The 17,110-nt window shown below is 64.9% G+C and carries 12 protein-coding genes and 1 pseudogene; 3 read left to right on the top strand and 10 right to left on the bottom strand.

Features of this window, described 5'->3' with window-relative positions; genetic code table 11:
• Positions 1-111: 111 nt before the first annotated feature.
• The 5 genes and pseudogenes from ACVOMF_RS12200 to ACVOMF_RS12180 form a co-directional block, all read right to left on the bottom strand.
• Positions 112-963 (bottom strand): annotated as a pseudogene (locus ACVOMF_RS12200) (TIGR00366 family protein); the annotation flags it as partial.
• A gap of 188 nt (positions 964-1,151) precedes the next feature.
• Complete coding sequence (locus ACVOMF_RS12195) at positions 1,152-1,793, bottom strand: hydrolase (protein ID WP_481509528.1); 642 nt, start codon at positions 1,791-1,793, stop codon at positions 1,152-1,154.
• Positions 1,794-1,875: 82 nt separating this feature from the next.
• Positions 1,876-2,172: a putative quinol monooxygenase gene (locus ACVOMF_RS12190; protein ID WP_481509527.1), complete on the bottom strand. Its 297-nt coding sequence runs from the start codon at positions 2,170-2,172 to the stop codon at positions 1,876-1,878.
• A gap of 89 nt (positions 2,173-2,261) precedes the next feature.
• Positions 2,262-2,951, bottom strand: a complete 690-nt coding sequence (locus ACVOMF_RS12185; protein WP_481509526.1) for an isochorismatase family protein — start codon at positions 2,949-2,951, stop codon at positions 2,262-2,264.
• 96 nt (positions 2,952-3,047) lie between these two features.
• Positions 3,048-3,914, bottom strand: a complete 867-nt coding sequence (locus ACVOMF_RS12180; RefSeq protein WP_481509525.1) for a pirin family protein — start codon at positions 3,912-3,914, stop codon at positions 3,048-3,050.
• A gap of 124 nt (positions 3,915-4,038) precedes the next feature.
• Here ACVOMF_RS12180 and ACVOMF_RS12175 point away from each other — a divergent pair, with 124 nt between their 5' ends.
• The 3 genes from ACVOMF_RS12175 (at position 4,039) to ACVOMF_RS12165 (ending at position 8,457) form a co-directional block, all read left to right on the top strand.
• Positions 4,039-4,944, top strand: a complete 906-nt coding sequence (locus ACVOMF_RS12175; protein WP_481509524.1) for a LysR family transcriptional regulator — start codon at positions 4,039-4,041, stop codon at positions 4,942-4,944.
• An 86-nt stretch (positions 4,945-5,030) separates the two neighbouring features.
• Complete coding sequence (locus tag ACVOMF_RS12170; RefSeq protein ID WP_481509523.1) at positions 5,031-6,212, top strand: OmpA family protein; 1,182 nt, start codon at positions 5,031-5,033, stop codon at positions 6,210-6,212.
• A 325-nt stretch (positions 6,213-6,537) separates the two neighbouring features.
• Complete coding sequence (locus tag ACVOMF_RS12165; RefSeq protein ID WP_481509522.1) at positions 6,538-8,457, top strand: M61 family metallopeptidase; 1,920 nt, start codon at positions 6,538-6,540, stop codon at positions 8,455-8,457.
• 350 nt (positions 8,458-8,807) lie between these two features.
• On the opposite strand, the gene ACVOMF_RS12160 is transcribed toward ACVOMF_RS12165, so the two are convergent.
• The 5 genes from ACVOMF_RS12160 to ACVOMF_RS12140 form a co-directional block, all read right to left on the bottom strand.
• The gene (locus ACVOMF_RS12160) at positions 8,808-10,754 is read right to left on the bottom strand and encodes an N-acetylmuramoyl-L-alanine amidase (RefSeq protein ID WP_481509521.1); all 1,947 of its coding nucleotides are present in this window, start codon (positions 10,752-10,754) and stop codon (positions 8,808-8,810) included.
• 412 nt (positions 10,755-11,166) lie between these two features.
• On the bottom strand, positions 11,167-12,897 hold the full coding sequence (locus ACVOMF_RS12155) for a carboxypeptidase regulatory-like domain-containing protein (RefSeq protein WP_481509520.1): 1,731 nt from the start codon (positions 12,895-12,897) through the stop codon (positions 11,167-11,169).
• Positions 12,894-15,050, bottom strand: a complete 2,157-nt coding sequence (locus ACVOMF_RS12150) for a hypothetical protein (RefSeq protein WP_481509519.1) — start codon at positions 15,048-15,050, stop codon at positions 12,894-12,896. The genes ACVOMF_RS12155 and ACVOMF_RS12150 overlap by 4 nt, the downstream gene beginning before the upstream one ends.
• Positions 15,047-16,195: a BatA domain-containing protein gene (locus ACVOMF_RS12145; protein WP_481509518.1), complete on the bottom strand. Its 1,149-nt coding sequence runs from the start codon at positions 16,193-16,195 to the stop codon at positions 15,047-15,049. The genes ACVOMF_RS12150 and ACVOMF_RS12145 overlap by 4 nt, the downstream gene beginning before the upstream one ends.
• Positions 16,192-17,094: a DUF58 domain-containing protein gene (locus tag ACVOMF_RS12140; RefSeq protein ID WP_481509517.1), complete on the bottom strand. Its 903-nt coding sequence runs from the start codon at positions 17,092-17,094 to the stop codon at positions 16,192-16,194. The genes ACVOMF_RS12145 and ACVOMF_RS12140 overlap by 4 nt, the downstream gene beginning before the upstream one ends.
• Positions 17,095-17,110 lie beyond the last annotated feature (16 nt).

Below are 17,110 nucleotides of genomic sequence, written 5' to 3'. Positions count from 1 at the left end.
GCAAGAAGCCGATGATCTGCTCTTCGCTGAAACGCTTTTTCACGTCCAATCTCCTTCTCGTTGGGGATTGGACTCCAAAGCAGCTTGCTACTCAATTGAGGGGGGGCGTCGGGAGATCGCCTGGATCGCCGGTTTGGTGCTGAACTCGTGGATCAACCAGCCAGCGGCCAGCGCGACCAACAGCAGGATCAGCAGCGGGCTGTGTTCCAGCCATTCACCGGGGCGGGTCGGCTTGGTTTTGACCGGTGCCGCATCGCTCATGACATCCACGCCGCAATCAGCGGCATCGCGTGCGGAATTGGCAGCCGGTGCGGTGACGTAGGAAATGATCAGCGATACCACCACCAACGCGGCCAGCAATACGCCGGACTGCCACAGGAAGATGGTTTCAGTGAACGGGATGACGCCGGTGATCGACAGGATCGACGGCGGCAGGCTGGCCGGGTTGGCCTGGAGCTGTGCGGCGGATGAGGACAGGCCTAGCGCCCACACCGCACCCAGGCCGAGATACGCCGCCGCGCCAGCAGCGCGGTAATCCATCTTCAATTCGCTGCGGCGGGCCAAGGCACGTACCAGCAGGCCGGCGAACACCAGGCTCAGGCCCCAGTTCAACAACGAGGCGGTCATCGACACGATGGCGACCAGTGCGACCGCGCTGCGGCCGTTCTTGGGTACGCGGGCCAGCCGATCGATCAAGCGCGAGGCCGGACCCGACGAGGCCACCACATAGCCGCCGATCACCACGAAGGCCATCTGCATGGTGAAGGGAATCAGGCTCCAGAAGCCGTCACCGAAGGCCTTGGCGGTGTCGGTAGGTGCGGCGCCAATGGACAGCGCGGCCAGCGAGACGGCGGCCAGGGCGAGGGCGGCGAACACCCAGGAATCGGGGAACCAGCGTTCGGCGAAATTCGCACAGCGGATCGCAAAGCGCGCCGAGGCGGTGTCTTGGGTCGTGGGCTGCATGGGGCGGATACCGTGGGAAGCAACCGGGGGACGGTAGCGCGGCAGCAGTGATGGGTGGAACTGGACCTTTGGATAGTGCCTGCGTATTCATGCACGAGCGCCGAGGCCGGCACGATGCCTGCTGATTTCCCGAGTGCAGCCATGTCTCTCCCTCTCCGTTTGCCGGAGAGGGAGGGCACGCTGCCTGCTTACTCGGCAGCGTCGTAGGAGAACTGGATACCAGCGGTACCGCCGGTGCTGATGAATAGCTCCATGAACTGCTTGGCGGTGTCGGCGCGGTTCCAGTCGCGCTGCAGTTCGCAGAACAGCTGCGGCACGCTGATCATCTTGCCGCCAGCCTGCTCGATGCGACGCAAGGCTGCCTCGTGCGCGGCCAGCGAAGTGCCGCCCACAGCGTCCACCGGTACATACACCTCATAGCCTTCGCGCAGCGCATCCAGCGCCGGGAAGGTGAGGCAGGCCTCGGTCCACAGGGCAGTCATGATCAGCTTCTTGCGGCCGGTGGCTTCCACGGCCTTGCGGAACTCCACGTCCTCCCAGGAGTTGATGGTGGTGCGGTCGTAGGTGGGCTCATCCTTCAGTACGCGGCGCAACTGCGGGATCGGCGGGTGGTTCAGGCCGGTCTTCACGTTGACCGTGGAGTGCACGATCGGCAGGCCGTAGACCTTGCCGGCCTTGGCCACGCCGACGATGTTGTTGACCAGCAGCTGGCGATCCATCGAGGCGATGGAGTTCACCTGTACCGGCTGGTAGTCGATGACGATCAGTGCCGCGTTTTCCGGGGTCAGCAGGTCGTCACGCTTGGGGTCACGTTTGGTTTCACTGGTCATGGCGAGTTTCCTTTCTGGGGTGCTGAAGGCGCAGCACGCGCTTGGGCATCGCGCCGCATATCGCGGCGGGGTAAACGGGGGCTTACTTGACGAGGTCCATGAAGTACGCCGCTTCCATGCGCTCGACGGCGTCGGCGTGGTGCGTTTCGAAATACTTGATGTGTGGACCGTGGTGATGGTGCTTTTCGCGCAGCTCATGGCTGGCCCAGTGCTCGACGAAGATGAAGCGGCGTGGGTCTGCCTGGTCGCGATACAGGTCATAGCGCAGGGCACCTTCTTCCTTGCGCGATGTATCGACGACGACCTTCAGTGCGTCGTGCAGCTGTTGCTCGCGGCCCTGCTTGGCGTAGAGAACAACATTGATGAACAGCTCGGACATGGGAACTCCCGGCGATGTGGGCTGTTGCATGTTCGGTTGCGATGCTGGCTACGCCTTGCGGTTGCGGCGGAGCCAGCTCGCGATAGGGCTCAGCTACGCTGCGAATCCAGCTGCTCGTGGTTGGTCACCACTTCCTGTGCCTTGCTGTAGCTCTCGATCAGCAACTGGTAGTTGGGGAAGATGTTGGTGTACGCCTGCGCCCATTCGGCGGCGTCTTCGCGGTTCCAGGTCTTCTGCAGTTCCGAGGCGACCGCTGCCACATCGATGACCACGACGCCGGCCTGCATCATCCGCGCCAGGGTGATTTCCTGCGCCTGCTTGGAATAGGTGCCGGAGGCATCAATCACCGCGAACACCTGGTAGCCATCGGCCACCGCCGCAATCGACGGGAACGCCATGCACACGCTGGTGATGGTGCCGGCAATGATCAACTGCTTCTTGCCGGTGTCCTTCACTGCCTGCACGAAGTCAGGGTTGTCCCAGGCGTTGATTTCGCCTTTGCGCGCCACGTATTTCGCATGCGGTGCGTTCTGGTGGATCTCCGGAATCAGTGGGCCATTCGGGCCCTGCGGTACCGAGGCGGTGGTGATCACCGGGATCTTCGCCAGCGAGGCAAGCTTGGCCAACGTCGATGCCAAGCGCCGCAGCGTGGTGAACGGCATGTCGTGCACGGTCTGGAACAGGCCGCTCTGGTGATCGATCAACAGCATCGCGACGTTGTCCGGATCGATGACGGGTTTTGCGCCATTGAAGTTGGCAACTTGAGGGAAGGTATACATGGCTGTCTCACCATTGGGAGGGGCAGGGTCGCGCCGACGGAGTAACGCCAGCGCGAGAGAAAGATGACCGGGTGGTTAAACCCGGTCATCGGCGGATTACGCTGCGATCTGGCCGAAGCGGCCGGAGTTGAAGTCATCCATCGCCTGACGGATTTCATCCTGCGTGTTCATCACGAACGGGCCGTAGCCGGCGATGGGCTCGTCGATCGGCTCACCGGCCAGTACCAGCACGGTGGCGTCGGCATTGGCCTCCAGCTCCACCTCACCGGCAGCGCGGTCGAACAGCACCAGCTGGCCTTCGCGGGCAAGCTGGCTGCCGTTGAGCAACACAGTCCCGTGCAGGATCACCATCGCCACGGTGTGGCCTTCGGCGAACTGCAGCGTGGTGTGCTTGTCACGCGACAGGCGCAGGTCCCACACGTCCATCGGCGTGTGCGTGCGGGCCGGTCCACGCTGGCCGCCGAATTCACCGGCAATCACCCGCACCTTGCCGGCGTCATCGGCCAGCGGCACCACCGGAATGTCGGCGTTGCTGATGTTCTGGTAGCCGGGTGCCGACATCTTGTCCTTGGCCGGCAGGTTGACCCACAGCTGCACCATCTCCAGCTTGCCACCGCGCTGGGTGAAGGCTTCGGAGTGGAACTCCTCGTGCAGGATGCCGGAGGCAGCAGTCATCCACTGCACGTCACCCGGGCCGATCTCGCCACCGGCGCCAGTCGAATCGCGGTGTGCCACCTCGCCTTCATAGACGATGGTGACGGTCTCGAAACCACGGTGCGGATGCTGGCCAACGCCGCGAGGGCTGTCGGTCGGGCTGAACTCGGCCGGGCCGGCGTGGTCCAGCAACAGGAAGGGGCTGAGCTGGCGGCCGTGGGTGTTGTAGGAAAACAACGAACGGACCGGGAAGCCATCACCAACCCAGTGCGGGCGGGGCGCGCTGTACAGGCCACTGATCTTCTTCATCTGTCTGCTCCTTGGGCGGCGCGGGGTGCGCCGGCGTTGGAACAAAGATTAGATTTGGGACGATCACGCCGGTAGATGGCAAAAAGTGGTCTGATAGTCCTATTTGGTGAACGCTGGAGTTGCAATGCAGGACCTGAACGACCTGTACTACTTTGCCAAGGTGGTCGAGCACGGCGGCTTTGCCCCGGCCGGGCGCGCGCTGGGCGAGCCCAAGTCCAAGCTGAGCCGGCGTATTGCCCTGCTGGAGGAACGGCTGGGGGTGCGCCTGATCCAGCGTTCCACCCGCCACTTCTCGGTCACCGAGGTCGGCCAGACCTTTTATGCGCACTGTCGGGCGATGCTGGTGGAGGCCGAAGCCGCGGCTGAATCCATCGAGCTGACCCGCTCGCAGCCGCGTGGCGTGGTGCGGGTGAGTTGCCCGACCATGCTGCTGGATTTCCGGGTGGCGGCGATGGTGGCCGAGTTCATGGCGCATTGCCCGGACGTGGAAGTGCATCTGGACGCCACCAACCGCCGCGTCGACGTCATCGCCGAAGGCGTGGATGTGGCCATCCGCGTGCGCCCGCCGCCGCTGGAAGACAGCGAGCTGGTGTTGAAGGTGTTGGCCGAGCGCACCCAATGCCTGGTGGCGGCCCCCTCTTTGCTTGACACACATGGCCATTCGCACGGCCCCGCCGATCTGCATCTATTGCCCAGCGTTGCCTTGGGTGTGCCGCAGGGCGAGCACATCTGGCGCTTGATCGGCCCTGATGGGGCGAGCGCCGAAGTACCGCATCATCCGCGTTTGATCACCCGCGGCATGGTGGCGTTGCGTGCCGCCGCATTGGCCGGCGTCGGCGTGGCGCAGTTGCCAACGATGATCGTGCGTGACGCGCTGGATGCAGGGCAGTTGGTCAATGTCGCCCCGGACTGGGCACCGCCGAAAGAAATCATCCATGCGGTGTTTCCTTCCAGACGCGGCTTGTTGCCGTCGGTGCGCTTGTTCATTGATCACCTTGCGGCGTCCTTCGCTGCGCTGGATGAATCCTGATCGAAGCAGCGGCGGCGATGCGCTGGTCACGGAAATTGAACGCTGCTCTGGCAAGAATGAGCGCTTCGCACAAACGGAGTTGCTGCATGCGTGTTGCTGCTGTGTCACTGGCTTGTCTCAGCGTTCTTGTCGCCGCCTGCGGGCGCGATGCACCTGCTGATCAAATTGCTGCAGCACCGGAAGCTGCGCCTGCGGCGGCCATAGCGCCGGTATCGTCCAGCGCGGAAGTGCTTACCGCAGGCAGCATCGAGTTCCCGGTGATACCGACCATCATGGTGCCCAGCATCATCGGCAGCGGTCCGGCACAGAGGCGGCTGGAGCTGTCGATGCAATCGCTGATCGATCCGGTCGCCGGCATCAGCGTGCGCCCGGCAAACTGCGCCACCGATGGTGGACTGGTCAACGAAAGCGGCTTCACCAACGTCGATGCGCAAGGCAACCTGGAGCGCGTCGGCGGCCACGGCGTGTTCAACATCGGTGCCGATGGCAGCGGCCAGGCGGTGACCGGTGACGGCGTGGTGGAAGTAAAGCCGGATGGCAGCGGTAGCGTGGTCAACGAGGCAGGCACCTTCGAAGTGAATGCCGATGGCTCCGGCACCTATGTGGGCGCGCACGGCAACATCGAGCTGGACGGCAAGGGCGGCGGCAGCTGGGTGGGGGGCTTCGGCAGCATCGAGAACCACGGTGATGGCTCGGGCAGCTGGGTTGGCAGTGACGGCAACATCGAGATCCACGCCGACGGTTCGGGCAAGTGGATCGGCGGCCCTGAAGGCATCGTCGAAAATCGCGGCGAGGGCACCGGCACGCTGGGTGCGGTGCGGCGCGAAGTGAAGATGGCGCCGCTGCCGCCGTTGTTACCCGCCGGCAAATTCCCGCTGCTGGACAAGTTCAAACCGTCCGGCGCGCCGTGCGGCTACGTGATCACCCTCAACGACAAGGTGTTGTTCGATTTCGATAAGGATGTCATCCGTCCTGATGCCGGCAAGGTACTGGATGTGCTGGCGACGGCGCTGGGCAAGGTGCCATCCAGCGCGATGGAGATCCGCGGCCATACCGACGCCAAGGGTAGCGACGACTACAACCAGGATCTGTCCGAGCGTCGTGCACAGGCCGTGCTTGCCGCATTGCGCCAGCGCGGCAGTGCCACCGAAGCGACGGCACACGGCTACGGCGAATCGCAGCCGGTTGCGCCGAATGAGGTCAATGGCAGGGACAACCCCAGCGGCAGGCAGCTGAATCGGCGTGTGGAGATATTCGTCCGCACGTAAGTCTGGGTTTTGCGGGAGCGGCGTCAGCCGCGAAGCCACTGCACCCACCGAAGCAGCAGACAGCAATATCCCAACCGGCCTGATAGCAATTGCCACGAATGCCAGACCAGCAGGCATTCGTGGCATCGCGGCTGACGCCGCTCCCACAAATACGGTCATGCTTCGCTGGGTGATCTTGGTGATCTTGGTGATCTTTGGTCCATGCATGAGGCCCCCAGCCGAGCATGGCTCGGCACTACCGCTGAGGTGTTGATGACCATCGGCCCGTGTCAGGCAGTGCGGGCTTGCCGCATCATGGTCTTCTCAGACAAGCGAGAGGTTGGTGATGCATGTGTTCCGTCCTGCAGTACTGGGGTTGGCCCTGATGGCCGCCATGGGTTTGGCCAACGCGGCGCCGGCGGTGGCTGACGTGGACGCACGCGGGGTGAAGATCAGCGAGGCCGCGTATCCGGGCACCATCCGCCTCGAAGTGGACGCCACCGATCTGGGCCAGCGCGTGTTCAAGGTACGGCAGACGGTGCCGGTGCAGCCGGGCCTGCAGCGCTTCCATTACCCGGCCTGGTTGCCGGGCAGTCATTCCCCCAGCGGCCAGATCGAAAAGCTGGCCGGGCTGGTGATCAATGCCAATGGCCAGCGCCTGGAATGGGTACGCGACCCGCTCGACGTCTACACCTTCAACGTGCAGGTGCCCGAAGGCGTTACCGAACTGCGCATGGACTTCCAGTTCCTCAGCCCCACCGATTCGGCGCAGGGTCGCACGGTGATGACGCCGAACATGCTCAACCTGCAGTGGAACGCGATGCTGTTGTACCCGGCCGGTCACGCCGCACATGCCATCACCTACCAGGCCAGTGCGCGTTACCCGCAGGGCTGGGAGGCGGCCAGCGCCCTGACCGTGGCCAGCCGCAACGGCGACACCGTCAACTACGCACCGACCAATCTGGAAATCCTGGTGGATTCGCCGGTGTTCGCCGGCCGTTATCACCGCATGTTCGATCTGGCCCCGGCCGGTACGCGTCCGGTGCGCTTGAACGTGTTTGCCGACCGCGCAAAGGATCTGGAAGCCAAGCCCGAGCACATCGAGCAGCACCGGGCGCTGGTAACCCAGGCACGCAAGCTGTTCGGTGCCGAGCACTACGACCACTACGATTTCCTGTTCGCGGTGACCAACCAGCTCGGCGGTATCGGCCTGGAACACCAGCGCTCCAGCGAGAACAGCGAAGACCGTGATTACTTCAGCGGTTGGGATGCCAAGGTCGGCAGCAGCGATCTGCTTGGCCATGAGTACACCCACTCCTGGGACGGCAAGTACCGTCGTCCGGCCGACCTGGCCACGCTGAACTACAACGTGCCGATGCAGGGCAGCCTGCTGTGGGTCTACGAAGGGCAGACCCAGTACTGGGGCAATGTGCTGACCGCGCGCGCTGGCATCCGTCCGCTGGACGCGTCGCGTGATGCGCTGGCGATGGTTGCGGCTACCTATGCGGACAACCGCCCTGGCCTGGAGTGGCGTTCGCTGGGCGATACCACCAACGACCCGGTGATCGCGCGCCGTAAGCCCAAGCCGTATCGCGGCTACCAGATGAGCGAGGACTATTACCAGGGCGGGCAGATGCTATGGCTGGAAGCCGACGTGCGCCTGCGCACGCTCAGTGGCGGCAAGCGCAGCCTGGATGATTTCGCCAAGGCCTTCTTCGGCCAGAACGATGGCCAATGGGAACGCCCGGATACCTATACCTACGACGACGTTGCCGCGACCCTGGAGCAGGTGCAGCCGACCGGTGACTGGTCGCAATTCCTGCGTGATCGCCTCGAACGCAAGACCGGCCTGGTCGGCGGCATCGAAGCGGCTGGCTGGAAGCTGGTCTACAAGGACAAACCCAGCGCGTACTTCAAGGCGATGATGAAGGGTCGCGGTGCCAACTTCATCTACTCGCTGGGTGTTTCTTTGAGCCCGGCCGGTTACGTCAACGAAGTACGCTGGGACAGTGCGGCGTTCAACGCCGGCGTCGGCACCGGCATGCAGGTGCTGGCAGTGAACGACCTGCAGTACAGCGCCGACGAGCTGGAGGAAGCCGTGCGTGCGGCCAAGGACAGCAAGCAACCGGTGCGCCTGCTGGTGAAGGAAGTGGATGTTTACCGCACGCTGAGCATCGACTACCACGACGGCCTGCGTTACCCAACGCTGGAGCGGATCGAAGGCAGCACCGATTACCTCACGCCCATCTTCACCGCCCGCAAGTAGTGCCGAGCCATGCTCGGCAGGGGATTTGCTGGCAAGATCAAAAGCTCCCCTCATCCGCCCCTACGGGGCACCTTCTCCCGCAAGCGGGAGAAGGGCCAAGGCTAAAGCAGGCCCTTGTAGTGCCGAGCCACGCTCGGCAGGGGCTTTACCGGCAAGATCAAAAGCCTCCCCTCATCCCAACCCTTCTCCCGCAAGCGGGAGAAGGGCTAAAGCTAAAGCTAAAGCTAAAGCCGAAGCCAAAGGCCGCCGGCAGCTGTAGTGCCGAGCCATGCTCGGCAGGGGCCTTGCAAGAAAAGCCACAGCGCAGCACCGCTGCGCTCAACAGGTAAGGCCGTCGGCCCCCTTGCAGATCAATTCGCTATCTGCACATCATCGATATACACATTGAGGTCATACGCGGTATTGGCGTGATATAGCCAGATCGCATCCAGCGTGACACTGCTGCCGGTGATCGCCCCATTGCCATTCACCCAGGCATTCCACTGCGCCGCGTCGTTCAATGACCACGACACATAGGTCCAGGTATTGGCAGCGATGGCCTTGCTGCTTGAACGCTCGGTGCCATCACCGTCGTCGATGCCGATGCCAACCGTGGTTCCGGTACCGCCACTCCACACCCAGAACCCGACGACACCATTGGCGCGGGTCAGCGCGGTATTGCTTGCAGGCGCACCACTTCCCGACAGCAGACGCACCGCCCAGTCGGCAGCGCTCGCGGTGTTGTCCTTCAGCAGCACCCGCAACGAACAGCTCCCGTTCTTCTGTGTGGTGCAATCCCGTGTGGCGGTGGATGCCGTGCTGATACCGGTGGTGCTACCCGAATAGCTGGGGCTGGTATCGAAATGGCCGACGCTGCTCTCGAAGCGATCCAGGTAGGTGACCGTGCCGGTGCCACCACCGCTGCCCGGATTCAGCAGCGTGTAGTACTTGGACCAGTTCCAGTTGATGCCCGGGTCGGTATGCGTCTGCCCGCTGTAATGCTGGTGGCCCTTGATCTTGACACTGGCAGCCAACACGTTGATGCCGCTGCTGGATGCCCCGCTATACGCACTGGCGCAACTGATCGCGCTATACGTGGCGCAGAAGTTGCGAACCAGTGCTGCCGAAGCGTCATACATGGCATTGGTGTACCAGGAGCTGTTGTCGACGTAGCCCTCGTGCTCGATGCCCAAGGTATAGCTGTTCTGGCTGCCGACGTGCCAGGCGGTATCGGCATTGCGCACCATCTGCGTCACCTGTCCGTCGGAGGAGCGGATGACATAGTGCGCGCTGACCTGCGCGGAAGCATTCTTGAACCAGGAGATGGTGCCGGCGTAGCTGCCCTGCGTGGTGTGGATGGTCACTGCACTGATCGCTGCCGAGCGCGATGCCGCGTAGTTGGAGGTCGAGGCGGCGCTCCAGATCGCGGGGCCATAGTCGGTGCTCTGGATGCTGGCCTCCAGCGCAGGGCTGGCGGCGGTATCTCCGGCCGCAGTGCTGCCTGCCTGCAGGGTTTCGCTGATCGGGTCGATACGGAATGCGTCGGTCTCGACGCGATCCCTGCTCACATCCAGGCGCACCATCGGCGCGCGCAATGTCACCAGCTGCGGCGCGTCGAAGGCCTGCTCCCAGGCGATGGCACGCTCGGGTACGACGATGCCGCGATCATTGACGCCGCGGTCCTGCGCCAGCAGCACATCGTAGGCAAAGCTGGTGCGTGCATAGTCATCGACGGCGCTGCGTGCGGCCAGGCCGCTGCCGCGAGGCGCATAGCCCGCGTAGCGCATCAACGCGGGACGGATTGCTTCAGGTGTCGGCGCGCCGCCAGTGCCGGCTTCGGGATGGTCCAGGCGGATCTGCGCATCCAGCAACGCAGCGGCCGCCAGGATATTGGTTGCCGCGTCGTTGCGCACGGCAGTTGTGGACACGCCAAGCAGCTTGGCGGCTTCGCCAACCTGGTCCTCGAAGCCACCACCGGCATACAAACCCATCACGCCCCAGGCGGGCGGCATGCGCAGATGCGCCTGGTCCTGGTCGGGCGCATCGGGTTGCAGTGGCGACCAGCGGCTCTGCACGAACGCCAGCGACTCCAGCGTGCCACGCGGGATGCCGGGGTAGCGGCGATACGCTTGCTGGAAGTAGCGCGCGTACATCGCCCGCAAGGGCAGCATGCGTGCTTCTTCCATTTTCAGTTGCATGTCCAGTACCTGTTCGTTGTTGGCAACAGGTGGCTTGATCGTGGTTTGGGCAAGTGCGGGAACAACTATGGCACTGGTGATGACGGCAGACAGCAGCACGGCGGTATGACGGTGCATCATCGGTAGGACCCCCAAGCTTGGAACCCCCTGCGTGTGTGGTTCTACCGCAGCGGTTTTGGGTGTGGGTGAAGGCCGGGGTCAATCAGTGATGGGGTTCAAGGAGTTGTTGGATTGGTTGCATGCTGGCGCGGATTCAGTGCGATGCGAGAGGCACCCTCCCCAACCCATCCGGCCGGAAGGCGCAGCCTTCGTTCGTTCATCAGGCCGCGCGCCAATGGCGCGCAAGCAGGCCTTCTTCACCCCCTTGCCTACGGCAAAGGGAGGGGGCTGATCATGGGCTCCGACGCGCTATGTGCTGACTTGCCTTCCCACGCATGCGGGGGATCAAAGGGCCTGCCCCCGCGAAGGCGGGGGTACCCGAAAGGCGGAAGGGGGCGCTGTTGATGTTGCTCTTTCCAAGCCATCAATCACTTCAGCCTTGCGCTGCCGCTCCACCCGTTCGCCTGCGCTCCAGCCACCAAAGCAAGGAGGCGATCAGCACGAACCCCAGCAACCAGGGCCAACGCGGCCCCGGGATCGGCAGTGGGGTTGTACGCACGGCACTGCCGCTCAATGCAAACGTCGCATCGCGCATCTGTTGCGCATGCAATGCGACTGCTTTCTCCGGGTCCAGCAGCAGCATGCTCTGCTGCTGTTCGCCTGCTTCAACGCGGTGCCATCCGGCCATCTGTGGCCACGCCGCAACACAGTTGCCAGCGGAAGGGTCGGGCAGTAGTTCGGTACGGCTGCCGTCCTCGGCGACCATCTGCGCGGGAGCGCTCAGTCCGCAAAGGCTGAAGCGTTCGCCACTCCAGGCCCAGGCGGGCAATGGCAGCGTGGGCGAATCCGGAAGCGATCGGGCGACGCTCGCCAAGGCGGCGTTCCATAGTTCGGCGTGCATGTCGGCATGGCCCGAGAGCACCAGCGCATAGCTGTCAGTGATCGGCAGCACGCCAACCCTGCCCAGGCCAAGTGCGCGCCAGCCACCTATCGCGCTGCCGTCCGCTGCGCGCAGCAAGGGCACCACATCAGCGCTGCTGAGTTCCAGATTGAAGCGCTCGACCGCAAGCGTGGCTCTGTTCTGTTCGGCATCGGTAATGCTGCGTAGTGCGACCGGTTTGGTCTGGTCACCGCCGCGTGCCTCCAGGCCCCATTCGCGCAACGCGCGGCGAGCGCTGCCGTCCAAGGCACCGCTGGTACGGACCAGTACACCCAGTCCGCCGCGTATCGCCTCGGTGATCGCCGCTCGCTGTGCGGATGACAGGCCCGCAAGCCGGCGCTCATCAAGCAGCAGCAGGTCCAGGCGGGCGAGACTGGCAGCATCGAGTGAGGCCGGCGCATCACCCATCTGCAGGCCGCCACCGATCAACATGCTGGTCTGCAGCGTTGCGCCGATATCCTTGCCCCAACGTTGCAGATACTTCAGTTCAGGGCCAGGGGCACCGGCGAGCATGCGGATGCTGGGAGCTGTGCTTTCGCGTACACGCACGGGCACCGGAAGTTGGTCCAGCACCTTGCCGCCGGCATCCAACACGCGCAGTGTAAAAGCCACATCGCCGGGTTCGCGCGCGCTGGCACGCAAACTCGCCCGGCCTGCTGCGTCAGTGGTGCTGATATCGACACGATGAGCGGCAGGGTCCAGCAGTTCCACGCGTACTTCAGGCATGCCCTGCACGCGGCTGTGCACGGTGAAGGCCGCACCCGGCGCGAGCAACGGCGGTGCCTGCAATTCCACCAGCCCTCGCGGTGCAGCGGTGGGCAGAAAGCGTAGCGGCGGCAGCGCGATATCGCGATCACGTGCTGGCAGGCCCTGGCCGACGATCACCAGCTCACGTGTGCCTGGGTGCTGACGTAGCGCGGTTGCAAGATCCGGCACTGCCGTCGCAGACGCCAGCACCGCTGCTTCCGGCAGGCGCACATAGGTTGCTGCCGGCACGGCCGCAACCTCCGCCGTGCTTGCGCCGGCTGTGGCAACCACCAGCGTTCCCGCACGACCGGAGCGCGATGGTGGATACAGGGTGAAGTACAGCAACACAGCGGCAGCAAGCTGCAGCAACAGCAAGGGGGCAAGACGCGCTGTGCGCGGGCGTGGCGACAGCGCGAAGCGTAGGCTGCCCAGCACGACGGCCAGTGCGAGCAGGACGAGCGGGAGCCAGGGCGTCATCGTGCTGGCTCCTGCGGTGCCGAGAGTGCTTCAAGGTAGCGACGACCGGCGGCGTCCGCTGCATTGCGGCGCGCGGGCGGCCCGTCGGCGCGACGCAGGGCCGGCCACAGTTGCGCACGCAGTTCGTTGCGGCATGTGCGGCAATCGGGCTGCTGACGCAGCGCGTCTATCGCTGCGACGACGTCCAGCGGATCGGGCACGGCGTTGGGGTGTGCGTCCAGCCAACGCGACAAGGCATCAAGATCGATGTTCTCGTCGGTGGATGCCAATGCATGCCACGCATTGGCGACGACGGCATCACCTGCAGGTCGCGCCGTCAGCTGCACAGCGCGATTGCCAAGCCCATCGCGCTTGCCGGTCATGCGCCGGGCCATGTCGATGGGCGGCAATTCACTGCCCACGCGCGCCAGATAGATACGCTCGGCCTGCTGCACCTGTTTGATGAAGGCCAGGGCTTTATAGGCGTATGGCAGCGCCTGATCCGGGTGGCCCTGGCGTAGGTGGCCCTCGGACTGCCACATCTGGTCGAGCGCGGACTTGAGGATGGCGCGGGTCTGCGGATCGAGCAGGGTGGCGGCCTCGGCATGGTCGTGGGTATGGCCGTACTCGGACAGCACGTCGGTGGCGCTGCCGAACACCGGTGTGCTTTCGGCTGCGCCGCCGTGGTCGTGGCCGTGTCCATCATCTTCCGCATGATCGGCGTGATCCGCATGTCCTTCGGCACCGGCTGCATCGCTGGTCGGCAGGTCGCCGGTCGGCGGTGCCTTCGCACCACCCTCGGCTTCTTCGCCGAGGAACTGGCCGTAGCGCAGGCGCAGGATACGCTGGTCCACGCCGATGGCATCGGCGCGCTTGATGAAGGTGTCCGCATCGAGGCTGCCGCGCTGCTTGAGCAGTGCTTCGGCGTCGATGATGATCTGCCGCTGGCTGCGGAAGTAGGCCGGCATCACCTTCTTGATCGCGCCTTCCAGATCACTGGCCTGCACCTGCTGCTCGCTGGGCAGGCGCAGGATCAGGCTGGCGCTGCGCGCCTCCTGCGGCTGCGGGCTGCGGTTGTCGCGGACGCTCAGGCGCGCGACAACTTCATCGCCAGGTTCCAAGCCGAGCGCGGCCAGGTCGGCGCTGTAGGCGAAGCGTCGTGCCGTCGCCGGTCCGGTGCCACTCAGCGTCAGTTGCCGCTGCTGGAAGCTGATGTTTTCACCGCTGCCTTTTGCGGTGGTGATATCAAGCGTAGCGGCGCTGTTGACGCCGAAATCATCGCTGGCTTCAAAGCGCAGTTGCCACGAGCGCTGACGCGGTGCTGCCTGGTTGAGTGTCTGTGCCGGCTCGATGACCTTGACCAGTGGCGGGCGGTCCACCACCACATCGAGGCGATAGGCGCGTCCGGCGGCCGTCATCGCCGGCTCGGTGTGGATACGGTACAAGCCCGCACGATGCAACACCTCGCTAGCGCGCCAGTAGTCACCATCGCGCTGCAATGCCAGCCGGCGGCCGTCGTGGAACTGCAGCCACGCGTGCTGCGGCTGTGGCGCGAACTGCAGGCGCCACTGCAGACGGCTGCCTTGCAGGGCGCGTGCGTCGAGCTTGTCACCGGAGCTTGCTGCTTGGCCGCTGTATGTTGGGGGTGTGACCTGCAGCCAGCTGCCACGCAAAGCGGGCGCGCTGTTCGCCGCGACGCTGCCAGCCGGGCTTACATCAGCACCAGGGGGTGCATTGACCACACCGCGCGGCCATAGCAGTGCAGCCGCCGCGATCAACACGGCAACCAGAAAGCACAGCAACACGCGTGGCAAAGGCCAGCGAGGACGCAGGTCCGGCGGATTGCTTTGCAGGCGCTGTTCGATATGGCGGCGCTGGCGTTGCTGCAACGGGTTGAGCGTGGACGCTGCGGCGAACAGCAGGTCAGCACTGTCCTCGAAGCGCGGATGGTCGTTCAGACGTGCAACCAGCCAGCGCGCATCCAGCCGTCGCGCACGCCATACCGCGACGCCCGCAGCAACCAGCAAGCCCGCCGTGGTGATCATGCAAGCGGCATCGAGGCCGAACATGCGCGTTGCCAGCACGCCGACCGCCAGGGCCAGCGGCAGTCCGGCGGACAAGGCAATCAGCAGCGTGCGTCGCCGTGCAGCGCGCAGCAGAGCAGGCGCGTTCATGCCTGGCCTCGTCGGCGCGGTGCACTGGCCAGCCAGCGCTCAAACAGGAACAACAGGGCTATTGCCAACAGCAGCCAGTGGCTCAGCTCGGTTGCTGGCTGCGGATACGGCGTAGCGCCGGTGCCCGGCTGCATCGTCGCTGCCAGCGCACGGCGCGGTGTGGGTGCAGCCTGCAGTACCGAGCGCAGTCCAGCTGGGAACTCCGCATCAAGCAGCACCGGCAGGCTTGCCGGCTGCAGCGGTGCCGCCCAACGCAGCCATTGGCCTTGTGGCGTGCTGATCTGTTCAATGACCAGTACGCCGTTGGTATCGCGCCATAGCGGCGTGCGTTGGGCATCGGCGGGTACCTGTGTGCGTGTATCCACCAGCAGGCGGCCGCCGCGTTGCAGCCATGCGCTTGTATCGGCTGGCAGCGGCTTGGCCGACAGCCAAACGCGTAGCGTGTCGTCACCGCTGAACGCGGCCGTGTCATCGGCCGTCTGCGGCCTGGCGCTACGCCAGGCACTGGCAGCCGCATCGAGATAGCGCACGCCCGGCTTGCCAGCTTCGTCGTGCCGGATCTGCAGCTGCGGCGACGCGATGGTCGTCTGCTTTTCCGTCGCAGTGGTCTGCTCCAGCACCTGCCAGCGCACCGCACGCGAGAGCTGTGGCCGTTGCGCGTCCAGCCCATCGAGTACCGACGGGACAACCACGGTGAGCGTGGCGTCGGCTGGCAGCGAGGCGTCCAGCTCTCGCAACAGGCTGGATACCGGCTGCGGGCCTTGCGGCGCGGCGGCTTTGTCGATGCGCGGGAAGCCCGCTGCCAGCCACAACCACTGCGCGTCGGCGGTGCCAACGCTGCGTTGGGCGGCGGCAAGGTCAACCCCGGGCACTACGGCGATGCGCGGCTGGGTATCAGGCACACCTGTCAGTGCTGGCCGTGCCAGCAGCATCGCCAGCAGGGCGAGCAGCAGCAAGCGCAGCACCAGCAGCGGCCATTCGTCGAAGCGGATGCGGCGACGCGGACGTGGCTTGGCCGACAGCCAGCGCAGCGCGGCGAAGTCGATGATGCGCTGTTCGCTGCGGCGGGCGAGGTGGATCAGCAGCGGCAGCAACAGTGCTGCCAATGCCAGGAAACCGGCCGGGAACAGCCACAGCAGGCTCATGCGCCGCTCCCGCTGCGGCGCCCGAACAGGCGTTGCAAGGGTGCATCGATGGCTTCATCGAGATAGGCGGTGTCATGGCGGATGCCGGCGGCCTGCAGCCGTGCATCCAGCACGCGCTGTGCTTCCTTGAAGCGGGCGAGGTATTCGCCGCGCACCGTTGCGCCATCGCTGAGCAGCTCATCGCCGGTTTCCGGATCGCGGAAACGGTGGCCATCGCGGAACGGGAAATCACGCTCTTCAACGGTCAGCAGCTGCAGGTGTACGACGTCGCGGCCGGCTTTGGCCAGGCGCTCGGCCAGCTCAACACCTGCGGTATCAAAGCCATCGCCGACCATCACCACCAGGTCATTGCTGGCGATGCGTTCCCACAAGGGCGACAGCTTCTGCTGTGGTGGCCATTGCCCTGCAGCCTTCAACGCATGCAGCTGCAGGTGCAGCCGATCACGTTGGCGCAGGCCGTTGCCGGCTGGCAGCAGCTGCACGCCATCACCGCCAAGTGCGATCAGGCCGAAGGCATCGCCTTGCTGCATCGCCAGCTCGGCGAGGCAGGCGACCAGTACCTTGGCCGCGTCCAGGCGCTGCCAGTCGGGCCGTGCCTGATCGGCCTGTGCCATCGAGGCGCTGGCATCGAGCAGCAGCCACACGGTGATCGGGCTTTCGCGTTCGGACTCGCGCACGAAGAAACGGTCCGAGCGCGCATAAAGCTTCCAGTCGATCTGGCGCAGCTCATCGCCTGGCTCGTAGGCGCGGTATTGCGCGAATTCCAAACCGGCACCACGGCTGCGGCTGGCATGCGCGCCGATGCCACGGCTGCCGCCGGCCCGCTGCGGCCACAGCCGCAGGCTGCGCAGGCGACTGCGCACATCGGCGGGGATCAGCGGTGGCGTCGGAGCAGCCATGTGGAACGTCGTGTCG

The sequence above is a fragment of the Stenotrophomonas sp. STEN022 genome (genome assembly GCF_056760155.1).
This window is presented reverse-complemented; position numbering and strand designations above follow the sequence as displayed.